Genomic DNA, 18,325 nt, shown 5'->3' on the forward strand with positions numbered 1-18,325 from the left:
GAGAATGTTTTCCGGGGCCAATGGCCTTACTTTTTCTTTGCCGGCGCGGGCTCTTCTTTTTTCAGAGCCTTTATGACACAGGTGAGCTCGAACCGTTTCGCCTTCACACCGCCGATTTCGGTCTGCTCGGAGACGATCAGCTCAACATTTGTGTAGTCTTCAGTTTGTTGGAGATTACGCATAAAGGCGGCGATCAGATCCTCGTCCACTGCGACACCGCCGATACTGACGTTCGGACCGTTCTCAGAATATTTGGTGAGCCAGAGCTTCTCCGGCGTCGCATCACTGAGCGTAGCGAGACGCCGCACGGGGCCGGTCTTTTCCTTGCGCAGCTGGGTAAGCACATTAAGCTTCTTGGTAACATCATCCTTCAGCTTTTTGATATTTTCGAGCTCGCCGATTTTCCCCTTGAGCCGTTGCAACTCGCTTTCCGCGCCGGAGATGTCGTTCTTGGTCGCCTTGATCTTTGCCTGGGCGTAGCCGAACAGGCCGACGCCGATACCGAGAACCACCAGCACCGATACGAGCAGAATCGCCATCTGCTGCCTGGCTGTTTCCTTCTTTTTGGACGATCTGACCGGAAGCAGGTTGATTTTTACCATTTGTCACCCACCCTCCTCGTGGCCAGCCCCACGGCAACCGTCACGAGCGGCCCGATCTCCCGAAGGTACTCGGGATCGAACTCTTTCTCGCTGCAGGTGATTTTCGTAAGCGGGTCCAGCATCTCAACCGGAACGCCCAGCTTGTTCTGCACGGTTTCGGCAAGCATGGCGGTCTTGGCTGCGCCTCCACTCAGGTATACCCTGGCGATTCGTCCTTCGCCCGCGGTTGTGTTGTAAAAATCGAGCGAGCGGCGCATCTCCACGGCAAGGGTCTCGTTAACGCGGGCGACGACATCCTTCAGCTTGGCCATTTCGGGGTACTCACCGGTAATCTTTACCTGCTCGGCTTCCTCGCTGCTCAAGGCGAACTGCTTCTGGATCTCCTCGGTGAAGAGATTCCCGCCCACCTGAACATCGCGGGTAAAGAGGGAGCTCCCTCCCCTGACGATATTGAGGTTCAGAATACTTGCGCCGACATTGATGAGCGCCACAACCTCTTCCGGATCGGTTTCGTAGTTGAGCTCGAAGGCGTTCTGGACGGCAAAGGAATCCACATCGACGATCACGAGCTTGAGACCTGTCTCGGCAAACACATTGACGTAATCGTTGATGATTTCCTTCTTGCTCGCCACGAGCAGGACATTCATGCGGGACGGGTCGTCCTCGTCGGGCTCCAGAATCTGGAAGTCAATGTTCACATCGTTGATGTCGAAGGGGATGTACTGCTCCGCTTCCCACTGGATCTGGTCTTCCAGTTCTTCCGGGGTCATGGCCGGGAGCTTGATCTTGCGGATGATGACCGTGTTCCCGGAAATGGAGCAGGCCACATCCTTGACCTTAATGGAAAGCCCCTTCATGAGCCCCTTGACCGCCTCGATCACGGATGAACTATCCATGAGAGTGTTATCGACAATGGCCTCGGGAGGCAGGGGCTGGATGCCGATATTGACCAGCTGCCATCCCCCCTTCTGCTCCTTGAGCTGAACGAGCTTCACGGAGCTGGAGCCGATATCGATGCCGACGATTTCTTTCTTTTTGGAGAAAAGCATACGCCCCATCCCGTCCGAGATCAGTCGATAAACACCGCGTCCTTTTCGGACAATGAAAAACCAAGAGCAAGCAGAATCTTTCTCTTGGTTTCCATGCGGCACTCCTCGCCGCGCTCGATTCTTTCTATGGTTGCCGGGGAGACGCCCGCGAGCCGTGCCAGTTCGGCCTTGCTCATGAGCCGTTCTTCCCTGATCTTCTTCACGTTGTTTCGGTATTTCATTGCATTGTCCCGAAAAATTGTATGATTCAACGCGAAATCTACCGGAATTGAATCTAAAGTCAAGTAATTAGTTACACTTGAAACAAATTGAAATCTTTTATGCGAAATTGACATCAATAGTGTATCTATCGGCGGAACAACAGGAAAACTTGAGGATAATTTCACGGTGGTCATGCGTCGCTGCCTCGCTCCGGCATCGGACCCGGGCAAAAGAAAAGCCGGGGCCGACTATCACGGTGGTGATATTTCGGCAACCCGGCTGTCTCGGTGAGACCCTGTAGGCTTTCCGCCCCATCCTCACGGATGGTTTAGTATTATCGATATCGATCAGTATTCGGTTGTGGTGTGCTGCTTGGCAGTTAGCAGCAAAAATGACGCCAGCTTCGTTAACACAAGATACTTAACGGCGTACGCTGTCATTTCGTGCCGTTACATTCAGCATCGAGCCCTCTCTCTGTTCCAGGTTCGTCACAAGGTCGAATTTTTGGCAGCAGCGGTGACGTAGATCGTCAATAGGCATAGAGCACCGAGATGGCAGCCTTCTCGTTCGGATTGCTCTCGCGCTCGCCCTCGATCTCCACCGTGTACAGGTAGGGGCTCACGGTGCCAGGCCCCTGAATGCCGGAGTCAGATCCCGCCGTAACGCCGCCGGTGAAAAGATTAACATTCGAAGTGTTGGTGATCCCCTGGCGGGTATCGATGATTTTGGCGTTGACCTTGAATTCTGGTTTATCACCCGTGTCCTTGAGGACAAAAGACATGTCAGGAAAAATCTTGGGATTTCCCGTGCGCCGCTCATCGGCACAACTGGTCCACTGATCCGTGGAGAGAGACAGTTTCTGACGCAAGCAGTCCGACTCGTCGGAGACTTTGAGATTCACGGCGCCAAGGCGTGTTTCGATGGTGGTTATGTCGGTCTGGAAGGAGGCCAGGTTCGCAGAATCGACAGCGGTCCTGACGAGCTCCGGGAGGAGATCCCGCATGGTGAGATCCAACCCGCCGTAGGTGGCTTCAAGGCTGTTCTGGTAGCGTTTCTGGGCCGACGAAAGCCTGGTCCCCTGCGTGACAAGGTAGAGGACCACCATGATAATGACCAGCGACATGAGGGTAAGCATAAGTGCCGTGACCAGCGCCACCCCCCGTTCGTTGCGGAGAAGTCCCATGGAACACCGTCCGTTCATCAGTAGTTACCCAGGTTCTTGGGAAGGACTATGAAGGAATAGACCTTCCAGCGGTAATTCCGCCAATTGTTTATGGTGGCGAGGTCGAATTCCCTGCCAAAGGGCGTTGTGCCGATTATATAGCCCACCATCACCTTCTGCTGGGGATAGTTGAAACCCGGGTCCCGCGCCCCCTCATGGGCCAGGACAAATACCTCGATTTCCTTGAGCTGTCGGCGAACATCAGTCAGCTCAGACGGGCTTTCGAGATCGTTCTGATGGAGATCCACGGAACCGTCTCCATTCGTGTCGAGGCCGAAGACCACCTGAAAATCAGCCACACAATCAAGCAGAGGCATCTTGATTAACTCGCCGTCGTCCTGGCGGACAACGGCCTTGTAGAGAACCCCCACCTTGCTGTCGTCGGCACAACGCATGGCGATATTGGCCGGACGCTCCACGAAGAAATCGGCGCGGTTGAACGGCATCCGCACGCTGGAGGCGGTATCCAGGCCGTAGATGAAGAAGAAGGGAGACTTGCTCGCCAGTGGATAGTTGTCGGGTGAAAAGTGGCGCAGATGTTTCGTGTTGCCCATGGCTGCTGAATAATTGGCAAAAAATTCGCTGCCATTGACAACCAGCTCCCTGCCGGCGGCACTGGGATCGTCGGCCTGGAAGCGGGGATTGATGACCACGACACTGTCCGAGCTGGCCAACTGCGACAACGGGTTATCGGACTGCCAGGGACGCGCACTGCCTGTTCCCATGTGGGACGATTTGCCCGAGGCATCGTTGCGGGCCGCCATGGCGGACTTGACGACCAGGTAGTCGGTGCCGTTCAGCCCGGCGTCGTCGCCGATGCGCAAAGGCCAGGGAACGCCCGAGGGAGCATCGTTATAACTGGCGGCCGTTGCATCCTCTGCCTCTTCGTAGGTGATGGCACTCTGGAACGACCAGGGAAGCGCATAGCCGGCATGCTCGATATCGTAGCGCAGGGTTTCGAGCCCGGCGACCTCCATGATCTGACCCTCGGCCAACCGGGACTGCTTGCCCGAGTGGGTGAGCAGCGTATTGAAAGCGCTCCCGGCCAGTGCCATGACTCCCACAAAAACGGCCATGACCACGATCAGCTCAACCAGGGAGAATCCCCGGTCGTCCCGCGCCCTTCGAGTAACTGTATTGGATTCGGTCTGCGTCCTCATGTGGGCCCCTACTGTGGATTGCTGATTATCGTCGAGACGCGGTGCTGGTACGTGGTCCCCCGATAATCCCATTCGACCGTCACAACGAGCTCTGTGCTGCGCCCTCCGAGATCGGAGAGGCTTCTCTTCACCGTATACTCCTTTGTGAATGCTCTCAGGCTACGATTGACCTTCAAGGTCGTTTCACCGGTAAGATTATCAAACGTCAGCCGCCGCATGCCATATACGGTTGACTCCCCAACCCGCACCGCTTCATCCCGCAACGAATTACGCAGATTGTGCTCCATGGAGACGTTCACCGCCTGGAGCAGCCCCAGCAGGCCCACCAGGATGATGACCATCGCAACGAGAACCTCTATCAGGGTAAATCCTTTATCACCGGGGCCGGCAGTTCGCACTGGCGCACTCTCCTCCTGGGTTGATCTTTTGTCCCAAATCGATTCGGGTCTGACTAACGATGACACAGTCCACGGTCGTTGCGCCGCTGGAGGCAAGGCAGACGGTCCGGGCGGATGACAGCGGCGTAAACCCGCGCGTATCAAAAGTTATGATGTTGTCATGGCTCCAGGTCACGGGGGTTTTGAGTGTTTTTGTCTGGGTTACCGTCCCCGTAGCGTCGAAGGCGCTTGAGTAGTTTCTGATTACATACTGGCTGGACCCAAGGGTTATTTGGTACTGGCGCTTGCTGTGGAGCGCATCCAGCTTGGCAGAGGCGAAGTCTGCGTACATTGTCTTCATCTGGGCTTCCGCATTGTATTTCCGCGACCAATTGCCGTAATCGAGGGTACCGATGGCGATAAGTATCCCGATGATCCCGATGATGACAACCAGTTCAACCAGAGAGAAGCCGCCCTGTCTCATATCACTTCTCCCGGATGTGGATGATGCGTTTCTGGGGCTTGATGTTGGCATTGGTGACGATGGTCGGCTTGTTGCGCGGCGGCACCCCCTGCCGCTCGGCCGTTTTCCGGTTCAGCCTCTGGGTGAACGAGCTGCCCAGATCGATCTGTTCAAAGCTTCCCGTGGATGACTGAATGATCGCCTCGCCGATGAGCTGAGACGGAGCCAGGTAACCGCCGGTGCTGTAGTTGACCCCCCAGAGGGCCAGGTCGCCGCCGAACTTGCAGACATCGGCCGCCGGCTTGAACGAGGTAAAGAAGATGGCGCCGTTGGGGGCCGCCACGGGGTCGGTGATGACCCTCTCGGCTCCGGCACCGCCGCTCGCCTCATCGAGCAGGATGTACCAGCCCGGGGCAGTACCCATAGTACCCATATCCTGGACGCTGTCGGTCTGGTTCACCAGGGCGTTCGCCAAAATGGTTTGCGTTTCGCACGTTATCATCATCTTGTTGTCTTTACCGTAACAGGGGTCCTTGATGCCGTACAGTGCCCGTCGGCCCGCAGCGTCGTCCAGATCGCTGCCGGCCTTGTAGTAGTAGCGGCCGGAGCCGAAGAAGAGCCAGTGATTCTTGTGAGTGGTATCCTGCAACTGGGCCACGGCACTCGTCACCGGACCGATATCATCGACCAGGGTTGCCCACCACCACTTGGCCGGATCGATATTTTCCTTGGTGAAGAGCCTCAGGACGCCTCCCTTGGTCCAGGTTCCGGTCGTGGTATCCTTGCGGACGTAACCGAGATAGACGGCATCGTCGTTATATTTTCCTGTTGTACCTGCACTCCGGTCGGTATCCAGTGTCCCGCCGGAAAGGGAACCGGCAAAGGCATTCTGGATGCCGGTATCGATGGTCCGGAGGAGTGCACCGGTCTTGAGGTCGAGAATGAACAGCTTCAGGGTCTGGGTGGATCGCCCCAGGAACTGATGGGTCTGGGTATTGATGGGACCGGTGGGACCGGAGGCCAGCACCGCGAACCAGCGGCCGTTAGTTTCCCCTCCGATCCGCACGATGGCCGGCCCCACGGTGGAGTAACCGAGGTCGGCAGACGCGAATTCCCACATGAGGGATGGCGAGGTGGGCGTGGTCACGTCCAGGGCAAAGTAGGATGAGTAGCCCACATTGGCGATGGGGGTCTTGACGCAGTCGGTGCTGGCGGAGCATGCGTCTGTGGTGTTTCGTGAGGCTCCTCCCAGTCCCATGGCGCCGAGCAGGACCGTGCGCCAGCTCGTTTTGTCCAGGTCCAGTTCTTTGGTGGTACTTTCAGTGCCGGCCTGGTAGACCGTTTGCTTTGTGCAGAGCCAGTATGCTGCGTCAGTGCAGCCAGTCCCCTCGGTCACCTCGATCGATACATCATTAAGGCTCGGGGAGGCATCCACGTAGTAGAGGTGATCGTACTCGGGATCTGCCAGGTATTTCAGGTACGGTAATGCATTGCGCGGGATATAGGTCCACATCTCTTTGCCGAAGTCACTGCCGGTGATGAACGAGGTTACGTCTTTCGTGGTGCCGGCCTTCAGAACGCCCAGGTTGAAGGCGTGAAGCATGCCGTCATTTGCCCCCACATAGCCCATGCCACGGGTCTTGTACTCATTGGAATCCAAGTAGCGCTGATAGCTTGAGTCCTTGTAACCAACCGGCGGGGGCAGGTGATAGCCGTTGAGCCGGGCATTGGACTGCAGTCGCGGAGTGGAGGATATGATGTCGCCGAGGCGCCAGACTCCGGTGGAACCGCCGATGGTGACGGTCCGGTTGCGGTAGCCGCTCTGCTCGGTGCCACGGATGTAGTTGATGATCTTATCCTCTTCAGTGGCGTCTGTGGCCTGGAGATTCGCCTTGAACAAATCCTTCCCGGCGGTGGTGAATACCGTGAGCTGGTCCTTGCTGGCGGCATCCCGGTAGCTGGTGTAGATGGTTCTGGGAGACGTGGAGAGATTGCGTGACCAGAGCAGGCTGCCGGCTTTCCAGAGGGCATTTACCTGCTCGGGCTCGATGGTGTCCACATAAGTGTCGCCGCTGCCGTTGCCGTCGACGTCAAGGCTGCGGTCGATCTTGGTTTTGTTGTCATTGGTATCGAACCGGAAATCGAGGACATAGTCGGTCTTGAGCTTCAGCCTGAGATCCTGGTCGGTGTCCTCGCGAATGCTATTGGTGTTGAGGAACGGATCGATGTAGTACCAGAACGCCTGGAGTTCGCCGGTCCAGGCCAATTCCGTCTCTGCAAAGTTTTTGCGGGGGTAGAATATGGCCTGGAGCAGCGTGGCGCCGTTGTTGTCGTTGTTGCTCAGGATGGAGGCGGCCGTACCGGATGAAACGCGGTTAAGAATATCGGTAAGGGCCTTCTGGAGCTGCTGCTCCAGTTTCAGGGGGTTTACCACCAGGAAGTAGTTGTCGGGCTCGCCGTCGCCGTCCTTGTCCCACTCGCTGGCGAGATCGGGCTTCTTGTTGTTGTTGGCATCGATGAACCCGCCCCATTTGGCGGCGTACCAGAGAGGACTCTTGAGCGTGCCGGTCGGGTTGCCCGAGATGGTGAACGTCTTCGACCAGTTAAGGGGAAGGCCCGCAACAGTGGCGGGGGTGTCGCTGTCCGCCGACGATACGTCGCGATCACGAACGGGGAGATAGACGCCGTCTTCGGTAGTGCCGGAGATGACGAAACCCATCACCTGGTCGATGCTGCCGGCCGCATAGTCGGAGTTGAGCTTGATCTGGATGTTGGAGCCCAGTGAGCCGCTGCAGGCGCCAAGTCCCTGGTCGATGGCGGACTGGGTGCAGATCTCATAGGTGACGATGGCGTCCATGTCATGGTCCGCGCCCTGCTCCACGTCTTCATAGTTGATACGGTACTTGGCGTAGATGACGTTTTTGTCGTTGTCATACTTGAGAGAGTCGATATAGAAGTCCACAATCTGGTTGGAGGGACAGTAGGCCGTTGACGAGCAATTGGAAATGTGCAGGCCGTCTTCGTCCGCCGTGAGGGTGCACTTCTGGGCGCACGAGGCATTGATACCGTGGCTTCCGCTGACAGATTTACCAACCGGCAGGATCGAAACGTGACTGTTGCCGGCTTTGATCTTGAGATCGGCCACGGGGGATGACAGGGCAACGACAAAGGTGGAAACGTCCGGTTTGCCGGTCTTCTCCTTCATCATGGTCAGACCGTAATAAGCCAGGGCTGCCGAGTAGAACGATCCCCGCTTGGTGGGCTCCTCGGGGCACATCCCGCGCAACAGGCTCAGCTTGGTGACGCTTTTGGAGCTGCAGACAAAATCCGTGGTTGATCCGTTTTCGCCGACAAACCAGCTATTGCCGATGATTCCCTCGGAAGTGCCGATAGTGTCGGCCAGCTTGTTGAGCAGCGACACGCCATCGGCGCCCGCAACGCCGAGGCCGAGTTGGGGCGATGCGGCATCTTCGCTGAAGTATGTACCGTCAGTCTTTTTGAAGGAGCTGCCGGGAATCTGATCCGAGTCGTAACTGGGGTTGATGTCACTCAGAATCAGCATGAACGGCTTGGCGCACGGGGGATAGATGTCATAAAGCTGATACGTTGTGCTCCCCTTGCTGTACCCCCAACTGGGCTTGGACAGCGAAAGTCCCGAATCCGCGGGCGTCGTATAGGTGAACTCGGTTGTAGGCGTCCCTTTGCCGGCAAAGTAACGGAGGCTCTCGTACATCATTTCGGCAATGGGGTTGCCCCACATGCGGCACTCTCCCTCGGCAAGGGGGCGATCGGTGATCCAGCCGCAGGAACCTCCGCTTGAGTCCTGGTAGGACTGGTCCGTGTACCGGAAGCCGATAGTCTTGAGCCGGTCCAGGGTGATCATGATGTTGCCCTGGACATTCTCTGAGGTCTGGAAGATGCCGTTGTTGGCGTTGGTCTCGTCCAGGATGCTGCCGATGTTCTTGCGCAGGACGCCACCGCTCAGGTTCTTGGTATAGGAGTCGGTGAACATGCCGAAATACATGGGGGACTTATAGATGCAAAGTCCCTCGCCCGCGCCGCAGTCACTGTCGCTGGTACAGCTTTTGGCCAGTGTACGGGAACAAACCTTGGTCCCCTCTCCCTCGCCGAACTTCTGCAGAAGCCCCACCGGCTTGAAGGTGCCCGCGTAGTCCTTGCAGTTCGCCTCCCGGCCGCTAGCCAGGTCATCCTTCTTGCCGGTCGGCCGATTGTCGGGCGATACGGATTTGCAGACTTCCACCTGGACCGTGTAGTCGGTGGTGGTATTTAGGGGGGTGTCGAGGGACGAATCGCAGACGGGCCGCTCCTTGGAAACCCACTCCCAGATCCGGTTCTCCTTGTTCTTAAGGAAGCGCAGGATCGGGGTGCCGCCGTCGGAGAGAGTCGTGCTGCAGAAAAGATGCTGCTTCGGAGTAGTCCCGACTTTTGGATTGCCGGTCTCAATGAAGGAGCGGTCCTTGAGCGTGCACTCGGCCCCGGCGGGAATGGTCGGAGCCCGCAGCGTGAGGGTTGAGCTGCCGAAAAGCACCCACGGATCGCTCGATTGGGTTTTACTGGGTTTCTTGTACCATACCTTGACCCCGTCCTGACCGGTCTTCTCGGAGTGGCGGGCGATAAGCCGCCAGTAACCGGTAGTGTTGAGATTGATGGTGCCTGAGTTCGTCTGACAGTTGCAGGCCGAATTGCAGCCGTAACGGGATGCCACTATGGTGCTGGCGTCGCCGGCAGGGTTGATGATTTCGAGCTCGACGCCGTCGTCGCCATCAATGGCAAACATCCAGTTCCCCTTGTCCGACTTGGAAACGCTGAATTCCGCCAGTGCCAGATAATTGAACTGATCGCCATGATCCGCGGTGGGGTTGAGAATGGCATCACCAAAGTTGGCGACATAGACCGGGAAGCCGGCAACCAGGTTGGCCGGCTCATATGAACTGATGAGATCGGTGGAATCACTCCCGCACGAGAAGTTGGAGTGGGTATATTTGGCAACGAGGATTTTACCGGTTGTATCCCATTTGATGCTGGACGTAAAGGAACAGGCCGTACCGGTATCTGAGGCGGTGATGCCGATCAGGTTGACCGACTTGTCGACGCAGGTATAGCCCGTATCGCAGTCAGAATCGAACTGGCACATATCCGTATAGTTGGTGCCGTTTGAGCAGAGCCTGCCGGTGACTTCCTTGCCCCAACTGTGGGCGTCCTGGGGAACGTAGACACGCTGGAGATAGGTGGCGGTATTGCTGTCGGCCGAGCGCTGGCCGCCGAACAGCACCTTTTTGAGCACATCCATCCGGGACATGGTCAGCCAGTTGAGGATGTTGCCGCTCCACTGGCCCGAGGAGCAGAACTTGTCGGCCGTCGTGGAGACGGGGGTGTACTTGTCGTTGGAGCCTGACCCGCCCGAGTGGGTATAGCACTTGTAGGGATCGAAATAGCCGTAGTAGTCGATGGAATGCTTGTAGGTGGTGTCGAGACGCCCGTCGTCATCCAGGTCATTGGCGTCGTTGTAGGCCTCGTAATAGAGCTTGTGCTCCCTGCCCACCTCGAACATGACAAGAGGGGGAACGCTCTGGCTCACAAAGGGGGGCTGAATGCAGTAATCGTTCATGGTTGCGGCTGCAGCGCCATCGCCTCCCGCAGCCAACAGAAGGGTCAACAGCGCAGCCAGGCCGGCCGGCCTCGCGCAACCGAGCACAGACGACTGTCTCATCTTTTCCACCTCTCGATGATGATCTCATTTACCAGGTTGCCCATGGCACGCACGGTGACGGAATTGCCGACGCTGATGTAGCTGCGGCTGGCCCGTTCTTCGAAATAGGCACCGTTACGCTTGTCCTGGACAACGATTTTCGCCTTCGGCGCAATGGTGAAGACCTTATCGTCGATCTTGATCGTGTCGCCTGAAATGCCCATGACCGTCCCGTTCACGTATGTATGATGAGTGAGCGCTCCTGCTTCGGATGCCCAGATGAACATCATGACCGCACAAAGTGCCAACCAGAGCTTCATAGTAGTTCCTCCACTGATGTGTAACGGACACTTGCAGTGTTTTAGCAATTTTCACGCCATAATCTCTCAGCAATATCAGCAAGGAAACAATGTGAATTCAACCTGTTTCCCCTGACCCACTCGCAAGAAAAAAGAAAAGCTATGCAACATTTGCATAGCTTTCATGTTCCCGACACACGATTTATGTCACTTCTTTACCCACTCCGATCCGCCCCAGTGGTACAGCTTGCAGGAAAAATCGGACGTATTGAAGATCATTGCCATGGCGCTACCGGACGTGGCGGACTGGATATAGATACTGCCGGCCTTACCGACAAGTCCCTCATCGCTGGCGAACCTGTTGTCCTTGAATGCAATGCCGTCGTCGGTTTTTGCATGCTTGGGGACTGGCCCCCGATCTCCGTAACCGAAGCTGAGGCCGCCTCCTTTGCTGGAGAGGCGGAGTTCCCTGACAAACTGCTCATCTCCGGTTTCCCACTTGCCATCAGCCCCTTTACCGGAATACAGGGCCGCCCGCCCGTTGGCGGAATCAAACGCAATGGCGCACTCCTTGTCCTGGATGCTCAGCAGTTTGGCATCCTTGAACAGATCCTTGAGTTCCCATACCGCGGCCTTGAGGCAGTAGTCGGCGTACAGACTGTTGAACGCAGGCACGGCAATGACGCTCAGGACACAAATGATCGCCACCACCACGAGCAGTTCGAGCAGCGTAAAACCTCCCGCCCCCCTGCCCCCCTTCCCTGGGGACAGAATGGTGCAGGTCATCATCCCGCTCATCCCGGTCACCTCCCTGTGACGATAAAAGGGCTCCGCAATAATTGCACAGCCCTTTTACATTTACAATATTTTATTAATAATTATTACTTCAATCGATACCGAATTCCTTGAGCTTGTAGAGCAACGCCCGATGGCTGATTTCCAGCAAACGCGCGGCATGGGTCCTGTTCCCGCCGGTTTTGGCCAGGGCTCTGCGGATGAATTCCCGCTCAAGGCACTCTTCGGCCCGCTTGATGGAAAGGGTATCCTCGGGCAGGTGGAACCCCGCCGCCGATGCGGCCGAGTCTCCCCGCACAACATCGGGCAGGCTTCCGGCATCGAGGATTTCTCCGTCGCTGAGAATGAACGCGCGCTCAATGCAGTTTTCAAGTTCTCGCACATTGCCGGGCCAGCCATAGGCAGCAAGCAGCTTCATGGCCTCCGGCGACACGACCATTCCGGACCGGCCGAAAGACTCACCGTACTTGTGCAGGAAGTGGTTCACGAGTAGAGGGACGTCTTCCAACCGCTCCCTCAGGGGAGGCAGGGTAATGGCGAACACATTGAGGCGGAAAAAAAGGTCCTCGCGAAAACGCCCCTCCGCGGCATCCCGGGCCAGATCCCGAGAGGTGGCGGAAATGATCCGGACATCGACGCGCTGGGCTTTGGATCCGCCCACCCGCCGGACCTCACCCTCTTGCAGTACGCGCAGAAGCTTCACCTGGAGCGCCGGGGGCATTTCACCGATCTCGTCGAGAAAAAGCGTCCCGCCGTTGGCCTCCTCGAAAAGTCCGGCGCGATCCGACGAGGCATCGGTAAAGGCGCCGCGAACGTGACCGAACAGCTCCGACTCCAGAAGGCTTTCGGGAATTGCGCCGCAATTGACCGCCACAAAGGGTCCGTCGCTACGGTTGCCGTTATGGTGGATGGCCCGGGCCACCAGTTCCTTGCCTGTTCCCGACTCGCCGAGGATGAGAACGGTGGTCCGAACGTCGCACACCTTGCGGATAAGGTCGAAGATCTCGCGCATCCGCGGGTTACGGCTCACAATGCTGCCGAACGCATACTCTCGCCCCACCACTTCCCGCAACCGCCGGTTTTCATTTTTAAGTCGCTCGCGCTCCTCCGCCTTCCTGAGGACCAGCAGGATCTCGTCGTTTTTAAACGGTTTCGAAACGTAATCGTAGGCCCCTTCCTTCATGCAGGCGATGGCGGCATCCACGGTACCATAGGCGGACATCATGATAACGGTGCCGGGGAGTTCGGCCTTCTGAAAAGCCCGCAGAAACCCGACACCATCCATGATCGGCATCCGGATGTCACAGAGGATAAAGTCGTAGGCAGCAGCGGATGCCTGGGCCAGGGCCGCTTCACCATCGGCGGCCTCCACCGCCTCGTAGCCCTGCTTGCGGAGCATGGCGCACAGCATGTGCCGCATGTTTTCTTCGTCGTCGACGACCAGTATCCGCTTTTTCATCTCATACCCCTCGCCCATAACCCATTGTATTTCATTTCATTTCGAGACTGGAAGCCATATCTCGAACCGCGATCCTTCGCCCACCGCGCTTTCAACCGTCATTCTCCCGCCAAGAGAATCAACTATCCTGGCCGAGATGGATAGCCCCAGCCCGGTCCCCTTGCCCGGCTCCTTGGTGGTGAAAAAGGGATCGAAGATTCTCGCCAGGTGCTCGGGCGCAATCCCTGATCCAGTGTCGGTCACGGCAATCCGGATACACGGCACCTCGCTCCCGTCCCCGACAAACGGCGTACGGAAGACGCCGCCGAAGTCATCCTTGCGCCGGCCGGCCATAACAGACCAGCGACCGCTGTCTGGAAGCCCTGCCGGCGGCATGAACGCTCCGGTCGATACGGCGACATCCAGGCGTCCACCGTCGGGCATGGCATCACGGGCATTGATCAGCAGATTGATCAGAACCTGCTGGAGCTGATGCGGATCGGTCACGGCCACAACACTCCCCTCGCCTGTCCCGATATGCACCTGGACCCGTTTGAGGGCACCCTGCCGACTTACCATCTCCACAGTTTCAGCCGCCAGGCCGGCCACGTCAACCTCTTCGGCGGCAAGGGGCACGGGGCGGGCATAATCGAGCAGGTCATGCACGATCCTGTCGATCCGCTCGGCCTCGTGTTGGATCCGACGGAGATAGTCGGCCCTTTCCGGATCAAGGGATTCATCATCCCGCAAGAGTGATACATACCCCATGATGGCTGCCAGCGGGGTGCCGATCTCGTGGGCCGTCCCAGCGGCCAGCATTCCCACCGACGCCATTTTTTCGGATCTGAGGGTTTCTTCGCGGGCCTCCTTGAGTTCACGATTGGCCCGCTCCAGCGAGGCCACGTGGCGCACCGCTTCTTCATCCTTCACCCGCAGGGCGTCTACCATCTGGTTGAATGAATCGGCCAGTTCGGCTATCTCACGGCTCCCCGGCACCGCGGCCTTATGGTGATAGTCGCCGGCTCCGATCCGCTCTGTTGCGGCCAGGAGCTTGCGCATGGGAATGATGATAAAGCGGGAAAGCAGCAGTGACCCCACTGCCAGGAGGAGAAGGAAATCGAGGGCGAAATAGGCGAGGAACAGGTGACGCGAATGGGCGAGCATCTGCCGCTCCCCTGCCAGGGAAAGGATGAGCCTGGCCGCGCCAACGGTCGCCCCGTCACTGACGATCGGGGCATAGCGGATGAGGACGCCTTCCCCCGCAGGGAACCAGGCCGATTCGGCGCCCTCGCGAAGACAGGCCGCCAGGCGTTCGTCAACGGGTGAGCCGCTCCCCAGGTCGAACACCGGCGTTCCATCACCCCGCACAACGGTCAGGGCCGTGAATTCCGGCTCACCCGCCAACTGGCGGGCAAGCGCGCCGGCCGCCGAAGGACCGATTCCGTCCAGCGACGGTGGAACCAGCGCCGTAAAGGAAGCGAGCAGGATGCGTGCCTTGTCGCTTTTCTGGCGGAGAAGGTCGCTTTCGGCGGTCTTGAAGGAGATCAGGCTCAGGAGGAGCCAGGTGAGAACCAGGAGGAACGTAAGGGAAGAGAGGATCAGAAAGCTGAGACTGAAGCGCAGACGCCTCACGGGTGCACCTCGCTACCGGGCGCCGATGCTCAGGTACCAGAGAATGATCGCCTTGCCGAAAAAGATGTAGAGAAGTGCCCCCAGCGCCAGAAACGGGCCGAACGGAATGGCAAGCTTGCTGTCTTTTTTCTGGAGCATCATGACGGTGAGTCCGATGACCGAGCCCACCAGAGAACTGGCAAAAATGATGAACGGCACTGCCCGCCAGCCGAGAAAGGCCCCCATCATGGCAAGGAGCTTGATGTCTCCGCCGCCCATTCCCTCCTTGCCCGTCAGCCGCTCGTAGAGCCAGGCCACCAGCAAGAGGCTCCCGCCCCCCGCCACGATGCCGATGAGGGAGTTGAGCCAGCCGAGCCAGGGAAGGACAAATGACAGGGCAAAGCCGAGGACGATTCCGGGCAGGCTGATGACATCGGGGATGATCTGATGGTCGAGGTCGATGAAGGTGATCGCCACCAGGGCGGAGCAGAATACGAAGAGGGCCGCAAAGGTCAGGGTCGGCCCGAACTTGAGGAACAGGGCAAGGCAGAGCAGGCCGTTGATGAGTTCCACCAGGGGATAGCGGGCCGATATCTTCGCACCGCAGGCGCGGCATGATCCGCGCAGGATGAGCCAGCTCAGAAGCGGGATGTTGTCCCAGGGACGAATCCGCGTCCCGCAGGAGGTACAGCGGGAAGGGGGGAACACCACCGACTCGCCCGTTGGCAGCCGATAGATGCAGACGTTCAGGAATGAGCCGACCACTGCCCCGAGGACAAAGGAAAAGATATAGAACACAATTGGTAAGGTCATAGATTAACCGGTAACACAGCCCGCCTGGGCCTTGTCGCCCTGTTCCCGCCCGGCCCCGTCAACACCAGGTTCCAAAACCGAGGTAGGCGCCCGCAGCCCGGCCGAAGACCGGCGCGAACTGCTCCGCCGGCGCGGGGCGGCTGAAGAGATGTCCCTGCATGTGGGTGCACTGCAGCGCCCGCAGCACTTCAAGTTGCTCCACGGTTTCAACACCTTCGGCAACCACTTTCAGATTGAGCCCCTTTGCCATGGTGATCACCGCGCTGGTAATTGCCTCGTCGTCAGGGTTCGTTGTGATGTCGCGAATGAACGAACGGTCGATCTTCAGGGCATGGATCGGAAACTTTTTCAGATAGTGCAGGGATGAATATCCAGTACCGAAATCATCAATGGCGATATGGATTCCCATTCGCTCCAGCACGCGGAAGGTGGCCAAAGTGCTTTCGGTGCCGTCCATCATGATGCTCTCCGTCACTTCCAGCACGAGCCACCGGGGGGCGAGCCCCGAATCGGAGAGTGCCCGCTCCACCACATCCACCAGATTCCCCTGTTGGAGCTGGCGGGGAGAAATGTTGACCGCCACCTGCATGGGTGGGTAGCCGGCCTTCTGCCATTCCCGGTTCTGACGGCACGCGGTCCTCAGCACCCATTCGCCCAGAGGAACGATGAGCCCCGTTTCTTCCGCCAGGGGAATGAAGCGCGCCGGCGGCACGAGCCCCAGGGTGGGGTGCTGCCAGCGGACCAGGGCCTCCATGCAGGAGATTTGCCCGTCGTCAACGTTGACCTTGGGTTGATAGTAGAGAACCAGCTCTTCCCGCTCAAGCCCCTTGCGCAGATCGTTTTCAAGGGAAAGCCGCTCGAATGCCTTGCTGTTCATCTCGGGGGTGTAGAGCTGGCAGTTGTTCCGCCCCTGCTCCTTGGCCCGGTACATGGCAAAATCGGCGTTCTTCACCAAAGCGTCGCTCGTGCGGCCGTCATAGGGAAACACGCTGATACCGATGCTCGTGGTGATGAACAACTCGTGTCCATCGATCACGAAGGGGGTCCGCAGGCTGTCTATGATCTTCTGGGCCACTTTCAGGGCATCTTTCACATCGGAAATGACCGACAGATTGATGATGAATTCGTCGCCGCCCTGCCGGGCCACGGTGTCGCCGTCGCGGCGGCAAACCCCCTTGAGGCGCTTGGCCACCTGCATGAGAAGCTTGTCTCCCACCGCATGCCCGAGGGTATCGTTGATCAGCTTGAACCGGTCCAGGTCGAGAAACAGCACTGCCAGAAGACGCTTGCTCCGCTGGGCAAGGGCAAGGGACTGGCGGAGCCGGTCGTTGAAGAGCCTGCGGTTGGGCAGCCCGGTGAGTGAGTCGTAGTACGCCATCTGCCGGATGGTTTCCTCGGCCTGGCGACGATCCGTGATATCCCGGAACGCCTCGATGATACCGATGGCTGTGCCATCGCTGCCGAGCAGCGGGGACGTCATGACCTCCACCACGCGCTTGTCCCCGCTCCGGTCCCGATGCTCCTGGGTTGCGATGACCGGACGCTTCGCCGTCCGCACATCGAGCAGGGGGCACCGCATCCCCTCGTCTCTGACGCAGGGGGTATCGCGATGGTGAATGAGCCGATGGCAGGCCTCGTCACTGCCGGCCTCGGCTATCTGGAAAAAGTCGCGAGCCGCCCGGTTCGTCATGATGACACGGCGATCGAGCCCGACCACCACCATGGGCTCGGCCACACCGTCAACCACGGAATTGAGGAAGACGTTGGTCTCGGCCAGCTTCTGCTCGGCCCTGGTCCGCTCATCGTTCTCCTCTTCGAGCATGGCGGCATGGCGCCGCAGGTCGACCATGAGATGAACGGTGCGCAGTACCATGGCTGCGGTGTGGGCATACTGCTGCAGAAGCTGCTCGTCGATCTGATCAAAGGGATTGCCTACCCGGAACGCGGACAGACAGGCCGTCACTCTCCCTTCCTCAAGGACGGGGACCAGCAGCGCCGCATCCATGTCCATCACCTGCAGGAGTTCGCAGGAGTCAGCGCGGGAGGATATCCGGTCGATCCGCAGGGGAGTACCGCAGGCGGCCACCGATGCACACAGATTCCCGCTCTTCATGGGGACCGCCAGCCCTTTCACCATGGCATTCCAGCCCCCGGACGCGGCCATGTAGGTCAGGGTGCCGGCCTGGATGTCGATGGTGGTAAACACAGCGGTCCCGGCTCCGACGATATCGCAGACACCATCGCAGAGGGCCGTGTAGAGCGCGCCCGACTCACCAATGGTCAGCAGTCGCCTGATCCAGAGGTCAAGCTTGAACAGGCCATCGTTATATCGCTTGAGATTCGCCATGGGACCCGGAAGATTATCCTGACTTTGTTCTGTCGGTCATGCGCACGGGGCCGCAACCATAAAAGCTTATATAAATGCAAAATTCCATCCAAAAACAGACAGACGACAAAGAAAGAAACAAATAATCCGTGACATCGACATGTTTGCAACGGCCATTGGGTAACCGGTACCGCGACCTCCACGAAATTATTGACAACGCATGTCACCATCTTGACCCGCGCCGGCAACTGCCACATGC

14 protein-coding genes and 1 riboswitch are annotated in these 18,325 nt (G+C 58.3%); all 14 genes read right to left on the minus strand.

Going from position 1 to position 18,325, the window contains the following annotated elements:
* Positions 1 to 26 precede the first annotated feature (26 nt).
* The 14 genes from AABA48_RS07540 to AABA48_RS07605 all read right to left on the minus strand — a co-directional run bounded on the left by AABA48_RS07540 (position 27) and on the right by AABA48_RS07605 (position 18,087).
* Entirely contained in the window at positions 27 to 602 is a 576-nt protein-coding gene (locus AABA48_RS07540; RefSeq protein ID WP_286352320.1) for a PilN domain-containing protein, read from the minus strand.
* Positions 596 to 1,651: a type IV pilus biogenesis protein PilM gene (pilM, locus tag AABA48_RS07545; protein ID WP_286352319.1), complete on the minus strand. Its 1,056-nt coding sequence runs from the start codon at positions 1,649 to 1,651 to the stop codon at positions 596 to 598. The genes AABA48_RS07540 and pilM overlap by 7 nt, the downstream gene beginning before the upstream one ends.
* A gap of 20 nt (positions 1,652 to 1,671) precedes the next feature.
* Positions 1,672 to 1,872 (minus strand): helix-turn-helix transcriptional regulator, encoded by a 201-nt coding sequence (locus AABA48_RS07550; RefSeq protein WP_010942676.1) that lies wholly within the window; start codon positions 1,870 to 1,872, stop codon positions 1,672 to 1,674.
* Between the two features lie 246 nt (positions 1,873 to 2,118).
* A riboswitch (cyclic di-GMP riboswitch) is annotated at positions 2,119 to 2,195 on the minus strand.
* A gap of 186 nt (positions 2,196 to 2,381) precedes the next feature.
* Positions 2,382 to 3,035, minus strand: a complete 654-nt coding sequence (locus tag AABA48_RS07555) for a pilus assembly protein PilX (protein ID WP_286352318.1) — start codon at positions 3,033 to 3,035, stop codon at positions 2,382 to 2,384.
* 17 nt (positions 3,036 to 3,052) lie between these two features.
* Complete coding sequence (locus tag AABA48_RS07560; RefSeq protein WP_286352317.1) at positions 3,053 to 4,234, minus strand: prepilin-type N-terminal cleavage/methylation domain-containing protein; 1,182 nt, start codon at positions 4,232 to 4,234, stop codon at positions 3,053 to 3,055.
* 8 nt (positions 4,235 to 4,242) lie between these two features.
* Complete coding sequence (locus AABA48_RS07565) at positions 4,243 to 4,632, minus strand: prepilin-type N-terminal cleavage/methylation domain-containing protein (protein WP_286352316.1); 390 nt, start codon at positions 4,630 to 4,632, stop codon at positions 4,243 to 4,245.
* On the minus strand, positions 4,610 to 5,095 hold the full coding sequence (locus AABA48_RS07570; RefSeq protein WP_254278002.1) for a prepilin-type N-terminal cleavage/methylation domain-containing protein: 486 nt from the start codon (positions 5,093 to 5,095) through the stop codon (positions 4,610 to 4,612). Before AABA48_RS07570 ends, AABA48_RS07565 begins: the two co-directional genes overlap by 23 nt.
* Before the next feature lies 1 nt (position 5,096).
* Positions 5,097 to 10,805, minus strand: a complete 5,709-nt coding sequence (locus AABA48_RS07575; protein ID WP_286352315.1) for a pilus assembly protein — start codon at positions 10,803 to 10,805, stop codon at positions 5,097 to 5,099.
* Positions 10,802 to 11,104, minus strand: coding sequence for a pilus assembly protein PilL (locus AABA48_RS07580; RefSeq protein WP_286352314.1), 303 nt, complete (start codon positions 11,102 to 11,104; stop codon positions 10,802 to 10,804). The genes AABA48_RS07575 and AABA48_RS07580 overlap by 4 nt, the downstream gene beginning before the upstream one ends.
* A gap of 186 nt (positions 11,105 to 11,290) precedes the next feature.
* The gene (locus tag AABA48_RS07585) at positions 11,291 to 11,881 is read right to left on the minus strand and encodes a prepilin-type N-terminal cleavage/methylation domain-containing protein (RefSeq protein ID WP_286352313.1); all 591 of its coding nucleotides are present in this window, start codon (positions 11,879 to 11,881) and stop codon (positions 11,291 to 11,293) included.
* Between the two features lie 88 nt (positions 11,882 to 11,969).
* Positions 11,970 to 13,337, minus strand: coding sequence for a sigma-54-dependent transcriptional regulator (locus tag AABA48_RS07590; protein ID WP_286352312.1), 1,368 nt, complete (start codon positions 13,335 to 13,337; stop codon positions 11,970 to 11,972).
* 36 nt (positions 13,338 to 13,373) lie between these two features.
* Positions 13,374 to 14,948, minus strand: a complete 1,575-nt coding sequence (locus AABA48_RS07595) for a sensor histidine kinase (protein WP_338271255.1) — start codon at positions 14,946 to 14,948, stop codon at positions 13,374 to 13,376.
* Positions 14,949 to 14,960: 12 nt separating this feature from the next.
* A complete protein-coding gene (locus AABA48_RS07600; RefSeq protein ID WP_286352310.1) occupies positions 14,961 to 15,740 on the minus strand; it encodes a prepilin peptidase in 780 nt (259 codons plus the stop codon).
* Positions 15,741 to 15,798: 58 nt separating this feature from the next.
* Positions 15,799 to 18,087 carry a putative bifunctional diguanylate cyclase/phosphodiesterase gene (locus AABA48_RS07605; protein ID WP_286352309.1) on the minus strand — a complete coding sequence of 763 codons (2,289 nt, stop codon included), beginning with the start codon at positions 18,085 to 18,087 and terminating at the stop codon, positions 15,799 to 15,801.
* Between the last annotated feature and the right edge of the window lie 238 nt (positions 18,088 to 18,325).

Origin of the sequence: Geobacter sp. 60473, assembly GCF_036323535.1 — a bacterium.
Taxonomy (GTDB): Bacteria; Desulfobacterota; Desulfuromonadia; order Geobacterales; family Geobacteraceae; genus Geobacter; species Geobacter sulfurreducens.